The organism is Nonomuraea sp. NPDC050547 (assembly GCF_044457345.1).
Classification (GTDB): Bacteria; Actinomycetota; Actinomycetes; order Streptosporangiales; family Streptosporangiaceae; genus Nonomuraea.
In genome coordinates, this window is record NZ_JBITGW010000011.1 from 363,761 (window position 1) to 377,726 (window position 13,966).

The 13,966-nt window shown below is 70.6% G+C and carries 10 protein-coding genes; 6 read left to right on the forward strand and 4 right to left on the reverse strand.

Translation table 11 applies throughout. The features are described 5' to 3' along the window. Nucleotides 1–72: 72 nt before the first annotated feature. Nucleotides 73–726 carry a hypothetical protein gene (locus tag ACIBHY_RS28225; RefSeq protein ID WP_397308157.1) on the forward strand — a complete coding sequence of 218 codons (654 nt, stop codon included), beginning with the start codon at nt 73–75 and terminating at the stop codon, nt 724–726. A gap of 1 nt (nt 727) precedes the next feature. Then, nucleotides 728–1,879, forward strand: a complete 1,152-nt coding sequence (locus tag ACIBHY_RS28230; protein WP_397245192.1) for a copper amine oxidase — start codon at nt 728–730, stop codon at nt 1,877–1,879. Here ACIBHY_RS28230 and ACIBHY_RS28235 read toward each other — a convergent pair. Then, nucleotides 1,842–2,531: a DUF4328 domain-containing protein gene (locus ACIBHY_RS28235; RefSeq protein WP_397308158.1), complete on the reverse strand. Its 690-nt coding sequence runs from the start codon at nt 2,529–2,531 to the stop codon at nt 1,842–1,844. The two genes, ACIBHY_RS28230 and ACIBHY_RS28235, sit on opposite strands and share 38 nt — an antisense overlap. A gap of 196 nt (nt 2,532–2,727) precedes the next feature. Here ACIBHY_RS28235 and glgB point away from each other — a divergent pair, with 196 nt between their 5' ends. From glgB to sppA, 4 genes are all read left to right on the forward strand, one after another. Further along, nucleotides 2,728–4,941, forward strand: coding sequence for a 1,4-alpha-glucan branching protein GlgB (glgB, locus tag ACIBHY_RS28240; protein ID WP_397308159.1), 2,214 nt, complete (start codon nt 2,728–2,730; stop codon nt 4,939–4,941). A gap of 206 nt (nt 4,942–5,147) precedes the next feature. After that, nucleotides 5,148–6,989 (forward strand): S8 family peptidase, encoded by a 1,842-nt coding sequence (locus ACIBHY_RS28245; protein WP_397308160.1) that lies wholly within the window; start codon nt 5,148–5,150, stop codon nt 6,987–6,989. Between the two features lie 254 nt (nt 6,990–7,243). Next, nucleotides 7,244–9,184: a S8 family peptidase gene (locus ACIBHY_RS28250; protein WP_397308161.1), complete on the forward strand. Its 1,941-nt coding sequence runs from the start codon at nt 7,244–7,246 to the stop codon at nt 9,182–9,184. Between the two features lie 70 nt (nt 9,185–9,254). Continuing rightward, entirely contained in the window at nt 9,255–10,955 is a 1,701-nt protein-coding gene (gene sppA / locus ACIBHY_RS28255; RefSeq protein WP_397245202.1) for a signal peptide peptidase SppA, read from the forward strand. A 68-nt stretch (nt 10,956–11,023) separates the two neighbouring features. Here sppA and ACIBHY_RS28260 read toward each other — a convergent pair whose 3' ends face one another. The 3 genes from ACIBHY_RS28260 to ACIBHY_RS28270 all read right to left on the reverse strand — a co-directional run. Further along, the gene (locus ACIBHY_RS28260) at nt 11,024–12,394 is read right to left on the reverse strand and encodes a sensor histidine kinase (RefSeq protein WP_397308162.1); all 1,371 of its coding nucleotides are present in this window, start codon (nt 12,392–12,394) and stop codon (nt 11,024–11,026) included. A gap of 149 nt (nt 12,395–12,543) precedes the next feature. Then, nucleotides 12,544–13,323, reverse strand: coding sequence for an alpha/beta fold hydrolase (locus ACIBHY_RS28265; protein WP_397308163.1), 780 nt, complete (start codon nt 13,321–13,323; stop codon nt 12,544–12,546). 123 nt (nt 13,324–13,446) lie between these two features. Further along, nucleotides 13,447–13,966: flavin reductase family protein (locus ACIBHY_RS28270; RefSeq protein ID WP_397308164.1), on the reverse strand; the 520-nt coding region annotated here is incomplete at its 5' end.

Below are 13,966 nucleotides of genomic sequence, written 5' to 3' on the forward strand. Positions count from 1 at the left end.
ATTGCCGGCCGGGACAACACCACCAACCACTACTCTTCGTAGGCATTGTCTAACGAAGGGTAAGGAGGCGGCATGCGGCGCGTTGTGGTGGTGGCGGCCGCGGCCACCGGAATCTCGCTGTTCGCCGGCGCGGCCGTCCTGCTGGCCGGCGAAGACGCCCCGGAAGCCGCGCGGACCGCGCGGACGACGCCCTCGCCCGGCGACCCGCTGACCCCCGGCGAGATCAGCCGCGCGGGCGCGATCGCGACCGGGCCCTCCCACGAGCACATGAAGGCCGGCCGCGTCGAACTGCTCTACGTCGAGCGCGACGACGACAAGGCCGAGGACGACCGGCGGGCGGAGGCCTACCTCTACGACTACGCCGACGACTCGCTGATCGTGCGCACGGTCGACCTCGGCGACAACAAGATCGTCAGGGAGACCCGGGACAAGGGTGTGCAGCCGCCGCCCTCCCCCCGCGAGGAGACGGCCGCCGCCGAACTGCTGCTGGCCCACCCCAAGCTCGGCAGGGGCGTGCGGCGCGCCTACGCCAAGGCCGCGGGCCGCGAGCTGCGCTCGGCCGCCGACCTGGGGCTGCGCGGGCTCATCTACTCCCAGCCCGGAGGGCCGTGCGCCACCCACCGGTGCGTGCGGCTGTTCGTCCGGCTGCCCGACGGCAAGCACCTCGACACCAGCCGCATCGTCATCGACCTGTCCGCCAAGAAGGTTCACACCCTGGAGTGGTGACTTGTTCCTGCAACTCGCTCTGGCGGTCTTCGTGGCCGCCGCCGGTTCCGTCACGCCCCTCGCCTCCGGTACGGCTCCCGCGGAGCGTCCGTGCGGCTCGCCGTACCTGATCGATCGGGAGCTTCCCGGCGGCGCGCGCTGGCAGCTGTGCTGGGAGATGCGCACGATCGAGGGGCTGACGCTCAACCGGGTCACGTACACGCCCAAGGGATCGCCGGCCGTGAGCGTGCTGCGGAGCGCGGCGCTGGCGCAGATCCACGTGCCGTACGACTCGGGCGAGCCGCGCTACCACGACATCGGCTCGCTCGGCTCGGCGGCGATCCCGCTCACCGACGCCGACTGTCCGGGCGGCGAGCGGCGCAGGCAGGTGGTGTGCGTGACGACCAGGCCGCGCGGCCACGCCTACCTCAAGGACGGCTTCGGCGACCCGGCGCTGCGCAGGTCGAAGCAGGGGCGCGAGCTCGTGGTGCTGTCGGCCTACCAGGTGGGCTGGTACACCTACATCGCCGAGTTCGTCTTCGGCGACGACGGCTCGATCACGCCGCGCGTGGGCGCGACCGGCTCGCTGGCGGGCACCACGACGGCGCCCAAGCACGGCTGGCCGATCGGGGTGGGCGGCAGGCACTTCGAGGAGTCCCACAGCCACAACGTGTTCTGGCGGATGGACTTCGACATCCAGGGCGCCTCCCGCGATGTCGTGGAGCAGTACGACTTCGCGGGCGACAGGACGAAGAAGCGGGCGTTGAAGCGGACCGTCCTACGCCGCGAGACCAAGGCGGTCAACCGGCGGATGCGCTGGTGGCGCGTGGTCGATCCGAAGGTGCGCAACACCGATCTCCACCCGGTCAGCTGGGAGATCAACAACTCCGACAGCGCGCAGTACCGCGGCCCGGCGGACGAGGCGTTCACCCGCGCCGACCTCTACGTGACCCAGTACCGCTCCTGCGAACGCCTGGCCACCTACAACGTGGCTCCCAAATGCGGCAAGTCCGTCGACCAGTACGCCGGCCGCGAGCGCGTCAAGGACCCGGTGATCTGGGTGAACGTCGGCTACCACCACGTCGCCAGGGACGAGGACGCCGACCCGATGCCGGTCCACTGGCAGGGCTTCCGCATCACGCCACGGGATGTGACGGCGAAGAACCCGCACTAGCCGCGGTACGGCCGGCCTCCTGCATCGCGGTGATCCTCAGGATGACCGCGACGGCCAGCGCGGCGGCGATCCAGTACAGCGCGATGCTGAACACGTCGAACCGGGCGGCGCGGGCGAGGGTCTCCGGCTCATCCCCGGCGAACAGCAGCCGCCCGGCCACGTTCCCGCCCAGCCATCCGCAGAGCCACGCCAGCCACCAGGCCCACACCAGGCCGGGACGGCGGGCGTGGCCCAGGCCGACGCCCTGGACCCCGCCGGGCGTGGAGGCGATCCAGATGTCGTCCACGATCTGCTTGGGGAACCAGAGGTTGACGATGGGCACGACCCATCCGAACGTCAGCCACCTGCGCGAGTGCCGGTGAGGCTCGGGGCTGAGCTCCTCGGAGTTGTCGCGCACGCGGAAGAGCCAGAACAGGAATCCGGCGATGGCGGCCAGGCGGGCGGCCATCTCGACCAGACCCGACCCGGCGAAGATCACGTCCGCGCCGTTCAGCTCGGCCTCGGTGACCGAGGAGGGGTCGGCGATGACCTGGTCCATGAGCGAGGCGACCCACAGGTCGACGCCGGCCGCGGCCAGGCCGACCACGGAGTCGACGGCGAGCAGGGCGACGGCGAGCCCGGCCGCTCCGCGGACGGGTTTCACGGGTGACATCGGGCGCTCTTGATGTAAGGGGTGCATGGCGGGTCCTCGTGCGTCTGGATGGGGGTTGCGTCAGTATGTCGAGTACCTGGGCACCAGGTCATCTGTATTGCGATGCCGAGATTTCGCACTTTCGGGGATTCCCATCGTGAAAGCGGGCAGGGGCTGAGGCAGACGGCCGTCGTAGGGCACTGTGGGGAGCATGCCGATGAGGACAGAGCTCGACCGCCTCGCGGGCGGGGCACATCATGATCCGCATTCGATCCTCGGCGCCCACCCCGGCGGCGGCGGGGTCACCTTCCGTACGCTGCGCCCGCTGGCCGAGCGGGTGGAGGTGGTGCTCGACGACGGCGGTTCGCATGTCATGGAGCACGTGGCGCACGGGGTGTTCGAGGTCATGGTGCCCGGCCTGGACAAGGTCCCCGGGTACACGTTGCGGATCCGCTATGGGGGCGGCGAGCCGTACGAGACGAAGGACCCCTACCGCTACTGGCCCACGCTGGGCGAGATCGACCTGCACCTGATCGGCGAGGGCCGCCACGAGCGGCTCTGGGAGGCGCTAGGCGCGAGGGTGATGACCCACGAGGAGGCGGAGGGGACCGCCTTCTCCGTCTGGGCGCCCAACGCGCGCGGCATCAGGGTCGTGGGCGACTTCAACCACTGGGACGGCGCCGGGCATCCGATGCGCTCGCTGGGGCGGTCGGGGGTGTGGGAGCTGTTCGTGCCGGGTGTGGGGGCGGGGCAGCGCTACAAGTTCCAGATCCTCGGGGCTGACGGGGTGTGGCGCGACAAGGCCGACCCGATGGCCAGGCGGACCGAGACGCCGCCGCAGACCGCCTCGGTGGTCGAGCAGTCGGACTACACCTGGGACGACACGCGGTGGATGGACGAGCGCGCCGCCGAACCGGCGCAGCAGCGGCCGATGAGCGTGTACGAGGTGCATCTCGGTTCGTGGAAACCCGGACTTGGCTATCGCGAGTTGGCCGAACAGCTGACGGATTATGTCAGCGAGATGGGCTTCACGCATGTCGAGTTCATGCCGGTGGCCGAACATCCCTTCGGTGGCTCCTGGGGTTACCAGGTCACCTCCTACTACGCGCCCACCGCGCGTTTCGGGACGCCCGACGAGTTCCGGCACCTCGTTGACCGGCTGCACCAGGCCGGGATCGGCGTGCTGCTCGACTGGGTGCCCGCGCACTTCCCCATGGACGAGTGGGCGCTGGCCCGCTTCGACGGCACCCCGCTGTACGAGCACGCCGACCCGGCACGCGGCGAGCACCCCGACTGGGGCACCTACGTCTTCGACTTCGGCCGCACCGAGGTCCGCAACTTCCTGGTGGCCAACGCGGTCTACTGGCTCAAGGAGTTCCACATCGACGGGCTGCGCGTGGACGCGGTGGCCTCGATGCTCTACCTCGACTACTCGCGCCGCGAGGGCGAGTGGACGCCCAACGTGTTCGGCGGGCGGGAGAACCTCGACGCGGTGGAGTTCCTGAAGGAGATGAACGCCGTCGCCTACCGGGAGACGCCGGGCATCTCGACCGTGGCCGAGGAGTCGACCGCCTGGCCGGGGGTCTCCCGGCCGGTTCACCTGGGCGGCCTCGGCTTCGGCTTCAAGTGGAACATGGGCTGGATGCACGACACGCTCGCCTACCTCCGGCACGAGCCGGTCTTCCGCCAGTACCACCACCATCAGATGACGTTCTCGCTCATGTACGCCTACAGCGAGAACTTCGTGCTCCCGCTCTCCCACGACGAGGTCGTGCACGGCAAGGGTTCGCTGCTCGGCAAGATGCCCGGCGACGAGTGGCAGCGCTTCGCGCAGTTGCGGGCGCTGCTGGCGTTCATGTGGGCGCATCCGGGCAAGCAGCTGTTGTTCATGGGCGGCGAGTTCGGCCAGGGCTCGGAGTGGTCGGAGGAACGCGGGCTCGACTGGTGGGTGCTGGAGTTCGACGGGCACAAGGGCGTGCAGAAGCTGGTGCGCGACCTCAACGAGGTCTACCGGCGGACGCCGCCGCTGTGGGAGCAGGACTGCTCGCCCGAGGGGTTCCGTTGGATCGACGCCGACGACGCCTCCGGCAACACCTTCTCCTTCGTCCGCTACGCGGCCGACGGGGCGGCGGTGGCGTGCGTGGTCAACTTCAGCGGGGCGCCGCACGAGGACTACCGGCTCGGCCTGCCGTACGGCGGGCGGTGGGAAGAGGTCGTCAACACCGATGCCTACGAGTACGCGGGCAGCGGGGTGGGCAATCTCGGCGGGGTGGAGGCGGTCGAGGAGTCGCGGCACGGCCTGCCGTACTCGACGGTGCTGCGGGTGCCGCCCCTGGGCGCGGTGTGGCTCCACAGCGAAGGCCAGCCCGCAGAGTCCGCAGAGTCCGCAGAGTCCGCAGAACTTGAGGAGGGCTCGGAAAAGGCACCTTAACGGAAGCTCAAGTGAGGCTTAAAAGGGATCTTCACCCATTGCCCCGACAAGCCGGTCATCCTTACGCTTCCCCCCAGCAATCTGAGGCCCCCTCAGCCCCCTGCCAGGCGAGGGGGCCTCAGATTGCGCGCACCACCTCAGGGGCACCTCTGGGCTTGCGGGGCAATTCCCCCTAAACTCCGAGATCATCCCCCATCGGAGGACGAGTGCGACTTCGACGCCTGATCGCGGCAGCGGCCCTGCTCGCCGTACTCCCGGCCACCCCCGCTTTCGCCGACGACCCGCCCCCGGCCTCCGACAAGCTCGAAGAGAGCATCGCCGTCGGCACCGGCCCGGTACGCGCCATCGTCGAGCTGACCGACCCGGCCCAGAACGCCCCGATCGCCGGCGCCGCCGCGCAGAGCGACGTGGAGGTCGTTCTCCAGCCGGCGACGCAGCCGTTCGTGGTCGTGAACGGCACCGCGGAAGAGCTCGCGAAGTTAGCCGAGGACCCGAGAGTCACCGCCGTCCGCCGCGACCGCGCCTACCCGCCCACGCTCTCCTCCAGCCTCAAGCAGATCGGCGCCGACCAGGCCCACGCGCAGGGCTTCACCGGCGCCGGCCAGACGATCGCCGTCCTGGACACCGGCATCGACCGCGACCACCCGTTCTTCCAGAACCGCATCGTCGACGAAGCCTGCTTCTCCGCCGTCGACCAGGGCGTGGAATCGCTGTGCCCGAACGGCTCGACGACCCAGGTGGGCCCCGGCGCGGCCGACGCCGAGATCGACAAGTGCGTGCTCGGCGGCGCGAACATCTGCGACCACGGCACCCACGTGGCCGGCATCGCCGCGGGCAGCGGCGGCGTGGCGCCCGGGGCCGGGATCATCGCGGTCCAGGTGTTCAGCCGCATCAACGACGCGGAGACCTGCGGCGAGCCGTCGTGCCTGGGGGCTTACGAGTCCTCGCTGCGCCTGGCCATGGACCACGTCGCCACGCTCGCCGCCACCCGCCCGATCGCCGCGGTCAACCTCAGCCTGGGCGGCTGGCCGACGATGACCTCCTGCGACGACAGCGAGGAGGGCGCCGCGTTCAAGCCCAAGGTCGACGACCTGCTGGCGAAGGGCGTGGCCACGGTGGTCGCCGCGGGCAACGAGTCTTTCACCGGCGCCTCCTACCCGGCCTGCGTCTCCTCGACCGTGGCCGTCGGCGCCAACGACGACGGCGACAGGGTCGCCGACTTCTCCAACAGCGGGGCTTTGCTGGACCTGTTCGCGCCGGGCGTGGACATCGAGTCGTCGGTCCCCGACGACCAGATGACGTCCTACAGCGGCACCTCGATGGCCGCGCCGCATGTGGCGGGGGCGCTGGCCGTACTGAAGGCGCAGAACCCGCAGGCGCCGATGCCGGAGCTGATCGAGAAGCTGAGGACGACCGGCCGCCCCTACGCCTACGACGGTGTCACCACGCCACGCCTCGACCTGCAGGCCGCCCTGACCGGCGCCACCCCCGGCCCGCCGATCGAGCAGACCCCCACGCCGGGAAACCCGGAGGACCCGGACCCGGAGAACCCTGACCCGGGAAACCCCGACCCGGACCCCAGCGGCCCCTCCCCCGAGCCCCAGCCGGACAACCCCCAGCCCAGCCCCGTCCCGCTGCCCACCGTGACGGTGACCGTGACCGTGAAGGCCACCCCGCCCGCGGCCGTCTGCAAGCGGGGAACGGCCGGCAAGAAGCTGACCGGCAAGCAGTGGGCCGTGGAGATCCACCGCAACACCGGCACGATCCCGGACACCACGCTCACCTGCTACCTGCGCATGGTCGGCAAGGCCAGCAAGGTCTTCCCCGAGGTGACCAAGGCCTCGTCGCTGGGAACGGCGTACCGGGTGCTGAAGGGCACGTCAGGCGCGCGGGCCAAGCTGGACGCGGCGTTGCTGAGGGGATGGCTGAACTGGTCGAACGGCACCGGCTCCCTCCAGACCCTCCAGTCAGCGGAGAAGGTCCGCCTGAGCGCCAAGTCCTCGGCAGCTCAGCTTACAAAGTCCACAAAAACCCTAAAGGGCAGCTAATCATCCGGAACTGCCGATATCCGCATAACGGAGCCATCTCAAACTCCCAAACCTCGTAGGCCCCTCAGTAAGCTCAGGCCCCACGACCATCACATGTGGGGATTTTTCCGGCTGTCATCAGTCAAATCGGCGCATGAGCTATTGGGGGGCTTTCCAATATCAGAGCTCTGCTTCGGCGCGCCACGCCGCTGACGGCGTCCCACTGCCTCACGCCTGCCTGCGTGTCCGGGCGGGCGCCTACCCTCGGAGGAACAGTGAGACTACGGTCTCTGCTCGCCGGCGCGGTCGCGCTGGCAGCGACCTCGGCCGCACTCGTGGTGGCCCCGGCCGCCCAGGCGGCCACCGCTGACCCGGTCGTCAGCGCGGAGTTAAGGCAGGAAGCGAAGACGGAAGCCGTCCGCGCGATCATCGAGCTGACGCCCGGCGCCAGCGTCAAGGACGTCGCGGCCGCCGCCGAGAAGGCGTCCGCCAAGGCCGACGTGATCGAGGATGACGCCTCGGCGAAGTTCTTCGTCGCGGAGGTGGACGCGGCGACGCTCTCGGCGCTGAAGAACGACAAGCGCATCAGGTCCATCCAGAAGGACGAGCTCAGCGCGGCCACGCTCGACGCCAGCACCAAGCTGATCGGCTCGGACAAGGCGAACGAGGCCGGCTGGACCGGCAAGGGCCACACCGTCGCCGTCCTGGACACCGGCGTCGACAGCGACCACCCCTTCCTCGCGGGCCGGCTGGTCGGCGACGCGTGCTTCTCCTCGAACTTCCAGAACGACGAGTACAAGTCCGAGTCGCTCTGCCCGAACAAGAAGGACGAGCAGATCGGGCCGGGCGCGGCCAACGCCGAGACCCAGCGGTGCATCGCCGCCGGCGTCAACCAGTGCTCCCACGGCTCCCACGTGGCCGGCATCGCGGCCGGCAAGAAGACCGCGGGCGCTCCGGCCAACGGCGTGGCCCCCGAGGCCAAGATCATGCCGATCCAGGTCTTCAGCCGCATCGTCACCGCGAGCGTCTGCGAAGGCTTCGGCATCCCGGCGCCCTGCTACCTCAGCTTCAACTCCGACCAGAAGCTGGCGCTGGAGTACCTGGCGACGGTCGCCACGGCGAACAACGTCGTCGCGGTCAACATGAGCCTGGGCGGAAACGTGAAGTTCACCGCGCCCTGTGACACGGGCGACGCCGCCGCCATCAAGCCGAACATCGACGCGCTCGCGGCGCTCGGTGTGGCCACGGTCATCGCCTCGGGCAACTCCGGGTTCCAGGACGGCGTCAGCAGCCCCGCCTGCATCTCCTCCGCCGTCAGCGTGGGCGCCACCGACGACGGCGACGCCGTCGCGCCGTTCAGCAACCGCGGCGCGCTGCTGGACCTGTTCGCGCCGGGCGTCGGCATCAACTCCTCGGTGCCGAACAACGTCTACGGCAACAAGAACGGCACCTCGATGGCCGCCCCGCACGTCGCGGGCGCCTTCGCCGTCGTGAAGCAGGCCTACCCGGCCTACAGCCCGGCGCAGATCCTGGCCAAGCTCCGCACCACCGGCAAGCCGATCACCTACTCGGCCGAAGGCGGCCCCCAGGTCACCACGCCGCGGATCGACCTGGCCAAGGCCACCCCGCCGAAGCCGACCCAGTCGCCGACGCCGACGCCGACGCCGACCGTGACGCCGACCGTGACGCCCACGCCGACCCCCACGGCCACGGTCACGCCGACGCCCACCCCCACGCCGACCAAGACGCCGACCTCGCAGCCGGACCCGGACCCGATCTCGATCGACCCGAACCCGGAGCCGGTCCCCGACACCTGCGAGCGCGGCAAGGGCACCAAGCCGCTCAGCTCCAAGGCGTGGGCCACGGAGATGCTGAAGACCAAGGGCTCGCTGTCGGACAAGACGCTGATCTGCTACCTGTCCATCGCGCAGAACGGCAGCAAGGTCTTCCCCGAGGCGACCAAGGCCGACACCCTGGCCCGCGCGTACAAGGTGCTGAACACGAAGTCGAAGGCGGGCAAGGCGCTGCTCGACCGGGAACTGCTGGCAGCGTGGCTGAACTACGCGCACGGCGTGTACAACTCCTCGGCCAAGGTGCACGGCACGACCACGCTGAAGAAGGCGATCACGATCGCCGAGAAGCACCGGACCGGCAAGGCGACGACGGCGCAGCTGAAGAAGTCGGCCGTCTTCCTCTACCGGCACGTCAACAAGTAAGGAACGACTGATCGCCGTCCCTCTCCGGGGTGCCGCCCCGGAGAGGGACATGTCGCTTAGGGTGTGAAATATGGACCCAGGCAAGGCGATCTTCGAAACCGTCGACAAGCTTCGCCAGCGGCGCACCGCCCCGCTCGTGCTGGAGCTCGATCTCACCGAGGGGCTCACCGAAGGGCCTCCGGCGGATCCGCTCTCCGCGCTGCTGTCCATGCGCAAGCCCCGCCTGGCCGACGTGCTCGGCGGGCTCAAGCGGGCCAGGCACGACTCGCGGGTCAAGGCGCTGATCGTGAAGATCGGCGGACAGCCGCTGGGCCTGGCCATGGTGCAGGAACTGCGCCAGGCGGTCATCCACTTCCGCGCCTCGGGGAAGCTGACCGTCGCCTTCTCCGAGACGTTCGGCGAGTTCGGGAACGGCACCGTCCCCTACTACCTCGCCTCCGCCTTCGAGCGGGTCTACCTCCAGCCGAGCGGCGACGTGGGACTCACCGGCGTCGCGCTGGAGGCGCGCTTCATCAAGAACGCCCTGGGCAAGCTGGGCATCGCCTACGAAGGCGCGCAGCGGCACGAGTACAAGACCGCGGCCAACATGTTCACCCAGGACCACATGACCGAGCCGCACCGCGAGTCGATGACCCGGATCGCCGAGTCGGTCACCGAGCAGGTCGTGGCCGGGATCGCGGACGGGCGGCGGCTGGATCCCGAGAAGGTCAGGGAACTGGTCGACCGGGGGCCGTTCATCGGGAACGAGGCGGTCGAGGCCGGGCTGGTCGACCGGCTGGCCTACCGGGACGAGGTCTACGACGAGGTCAAGAAGGCCGCGGGCGCCGACTCGATGCTGTTGTTCGTGTCGCGGTACGCGAAGGCGCCGGCCGTACGGAAGCTGCCTCACCCCGGGGCTGACACGGTCGCGCTCGTGCACGGCAGCGGGCCGATCAGGATGGGCCGCAGCGGGCGCAGCCCGCTCGGCGGCGGCGGTGGCGCGATGGGGTCGGACACGATCGCCGCGGCGCTGCGGGCGGCGCGCAGGGACGAGCACGTCAAGGCCGTGGTGTTCCGCGTCGACAGCCCCGGCGGGTCGTATGTCGCCTCTGACACGGTCTGGCGGGAGGTCGTACTGACCCGCAAGACCAAGCCGGTGATCGTGTCGATGGGTGACGTGGCGGCGTCGGGCGGGTACTTCGTCGCGATGGCGGCCGACGTCATCGTCGCGCAACCGGGGACGCTGACCGGGTCGATCGGGGTGTTCGGCGGCAAGCCGGTCCTGTCGGAACTGCTGGAGAAGGTCGGGGTCAGCTCCGAGCTGATCTCCCAGGGGGCCAACGCGGGGATGTTCTCGACGTCCCGGGCGTTCTCCCCGGAGCAGTGGGACCGGGTCAACGCCTGGCTGGACCGTATTTACGATGACTTCGTGGGCAAGGTGGCCACGGGGCGCAAACTCACCCGCGAACGTGCGCACGAGCTCGCCCGCGGCCGCGTCTGGACCGGCGCCGACGCCCTCGAAGGCGGCCTGGTCGACGAGCTCGGCGGGCTGGAGGACGCCCTGGTGCTGGCCCGCAAGCGCGCCGGGCTGGCCGACGACGCGCCCGTGCGCACCTACCCCCGCCTGAACCCGCTGGAGCGCCTGCGCGGGCCGGACTCCAGTGAGGACCGCGCCGCGGCCCTCACGCGGATGCGCCTGGAGGCCTGGGGTCCGCTCGCCCGGCTCTCCGCCGAGCTCGGCCTCCCGCCGCAGGGCCCGCTCGCCCTGCCCGCCTGGTACGAGATCCGCTGATCTTCTGAGTTACGGCAAGCCGCCCCCACACCCCCCGCCGACGCCGGCGGGCGGGTCGGGAGGTGTCGTCAGGCAGTCTGACGTGGTTGCTCGCCGTGACGGCCGGCGGACACCGCCGAGCGGGTCAGAAGCGGCAACCGCAGGACGAACCGGGAACGATCCTCGACCCGGAGCGTCCCGCCGTGCCGGGTGGCGATCTCCCGCGCGATCGGCAGCCCGAGCCCGCTGCCGCCCGGATCCCTGGTCCGTCCTTCGGCGAGCCGCGTGAAGCGCTGGAACACCCGTTCGCGGTCGTCCGGCGCGAGCCCGTCGCCGTCGTCGCTGACCTCCAGCACGGCCTGCTCGGCACAGGTGTCGCCGCGTACCACGAGCCGGACGGTGCTGTCGGCGTGCCGGATCGCGTTGTCCAGCAGGTTGACCAGCACGCGGGTGAGCTGAAGCCGGTCGCCCTCGACGACGACGCCGTTCTCCAGCTCGGTCAGCAGCTTCTTGGCCGGATGCCGCCTGGCCAGCTCGTCGCGGGTCAGCTCGGCCAGGTCCACCGGCTCGGGCCGGGGCTCCATCCCGGCGTCCAGCCTGGCGACGGCGAGCAGGTCCTCGACGAGGAGTTGCAGCCGGTCGGCCGCGCGGTCCACGGCTTCGAGGGCGGCGTGCTCGGGACCGTCGCCGCGGGTCTCCATGAGCGCCAGGTCGACCTCGGCGCGCAGCCCGGTGATGGGGCTGCGCAGTTCGTGGGAGGCGTCGGCGACGAAGCTGCGCTGCTGGCTGAGGGCGCCGTCGAGCCGGTCGAGGGTCTGGTTCACGGTGACGGCGAGGGCGGCGATCTCGTCGTGGCGGCCGGTTTCCGGCACACGCCGGTGGGGGTGGCTGCCGGTGATCTCCTCCAGCTCGGCCGTGATCGCCTCGACGGGCTTGAGCGCGCGCGCGACCAGTACCCACGTCAGCACCATCACCCCGGCGGTGCCGACGGCGGCGGCGACGAGCAGGCCGAGCAGGGCGGGCCAGTCGTAGAGGTAGCCGGGTTTGGGGGTGGCGACGTAGACGGACAGGTCGGAGGCGGCGTTCGTGGGGGTGATCGTGAAGCCGACCACGATGAGCTCGCGGCCGTCGTGCCGGACGACGCCGTCCCAGCGGAAGTCGTCCTGGGGCGGGAGCTGTGTGGTCAGCGGCGGCTGCCCGGCCAGGTCGGGCGTGCTGCCGAGCACCTTCCCGCCCTCGGCGACCACCTGAACGCTCTGGCCGCTGACCGACGGGATCGGGTTCGGCAGCGCGTTCTCGCTCGCCAGTATGGCCAGCCGCCGGGCCGCGGTCGCCAGTTGGTCGGTCACGCTGTCGATCTCCGAGCGATATCCCTGGACGGCCAGGCCGGTGCACAACACCAGCGCAAGAACAGTGGACACCAGCCCGGCGATGACGCAGCTGCGCGCGCGAAGGCTCACGCGTTTACCCCCCTTTGTGCGTTTTGGGGGAACGCCTACTGGCGAGTAAAGCTTCCGGATATTTCAGTATTTACCCAGGTCAGGATGGACCTGGCCGTGCCAATCCTTCGCCCTGCCCGCCGGATCCGACATCGGGTAAAAACTCGAAGTCAGGACGCGAAGAAGGAGCGCAGCGCCGGGGCGAGGGCGCCGGCGTCGACGTTGTGCGGCTGCCCGGCCAGCGTCTCGCGCCGCGCGGCGGGAAGGGCGGCGGCGAGGGCCTCGGCGGAGTTCGTGGCCCACGGCATCGTGCCGCCGTCGAGGACCAGGGTGGGGATCGCCACCCCGGCCATACGTTCGGCGGACAGGGAGAAGTCGCCGACGACCATGGCGTCGTAGATCAGGGTGTGGGCGGCCTTCTCCATGCCGGGCCACATCGGCATGCCGCGCATCGGGGTGACGAACTCGGCCGGCAGCCCGACCGCCGCGGTCAGGAACAGCTCCACCATGTCGCCCCTGCGGCCCTGCTCGCGCAGCGCGACGAGCCGGTCGAGGTAGTCGGCGGGCACCGGCGGGCGGGAGTCGTCGATGATGTACGGGGCCTCCCAGACGGCCAGCTTGGTGATGGGGAGCCCGTTCAGGACCGCCTCCAGCCCGATGATGCCGCCGCCGGAGGAGCCGAAGACGTACGCCTGGCCGCCGGCCTCCCGGATGACGGCGTCGAGGTCCTGGTAGACGCGCTCGACGGTGAACGGCTCGGTGTCGCCACTCTCGCCGGAGCCGCGCCGGTCGTAGTTGTACACCGTGAACGAGTCGGCCAGCAGGCCGGCCAGCGGCGCGTTGACGGAGCGGTCGGTGGCGCCGCCGCCGCCGATGATGACCAGCGCGGGCCCCTCGCCGATCCGGTCGTAGGCGAGGGTCGTGCCGTCCTGGGAACGAACGGTGCTCATGGTCTTCTCCCTGTCTGGGGGTCGCTTGCCTCCAGTGTTCTAGCGACAAAAGAAATTGTCAAGAATAAAAGTCCTTTCGGCGAACGGCATGCGGCCTCCCAGCCGGGGATCGGAGAAGAGGGGTCAGACCGGGCGGTAGCGGCCGCGCAGCCGTACCAGAGGGTCGACAGTGGGGGTCACGTAGTCGACGGCGAGCACCCCGGCCACGAACAACGTGTGGTCGCCCGCCGGAACCACCCGGACGGTCTCCAGTTCCAGCGCGGCCACCCCGCCCCCGACGATCAGCGCGGAGGTACGCGGCCCGCGGTGGTGCGGCACGCCGGCCACCAGATGCCGCGCCGACGGGCGCCCGGCCGTGGCGAACCGGCTGGCGACGGCCGCCTGCCCCGACGACAGCAGGGAGGCGGCCCAGAGGTCCTGGCGCAGCAGTACCTCGGCCAGGTAACCGCGGCTGGTCAGGGAGACCAGCACCAGCGGCGGGTCGGCGGAGACCGACATGAGGGCGGAGACCGTGACCCCGAGGTCGTGGGGGGGGGGGCCCCCCCCGGGGGCCCCCCCCCCCCCGGGGCCCCCCGGGGGGCCCCCCCCCCGCGCCCCCCCAAAAAAAACCCCCCCCGGGGGGCCCGCCCCCCCCCAGGGGCCC

Excerpts from the sequence above, each read along its gene's own strand:
- ACIBHY_RS28225 (WP_397308157.1), top strand. The coding sequence starts at position 73 with ATGCGGCGCGTTGTGGTGGTGGCGGCCGCGGCCACCGGAATCTCGCTG.
- ACIBHY_RS28235 (WP_397308158.1), bottom strand. The coding sequence starts at position 2,531 with ATGTCACCCGTGAAACCCGTCCGCGGAGCGGCCGGGCTCGCCGTCGCC.
- glgB (WP_397308159.1), top strand. The coding sequence starts at position 2,728 with ATGAGGACAGAGCTCGACCGCCTCGCGGGCGGGGCACATCATGATCCG.
- sppA (WP_397245202.1), top strand. The coding sequence starts at position 9,255 with ATGGACCCAGGCAAGGCGATCTTCGAAACCGTCGACAAGCTTCGCCAG.
- ACIBHY_RS28265 (WP_397308163.1), bottom strand. The coding sequence starts at position 13,323 with ATGAGCACCGTTCGTTCCCAGGACGGCACGACCCTCGCCTACGACCGG.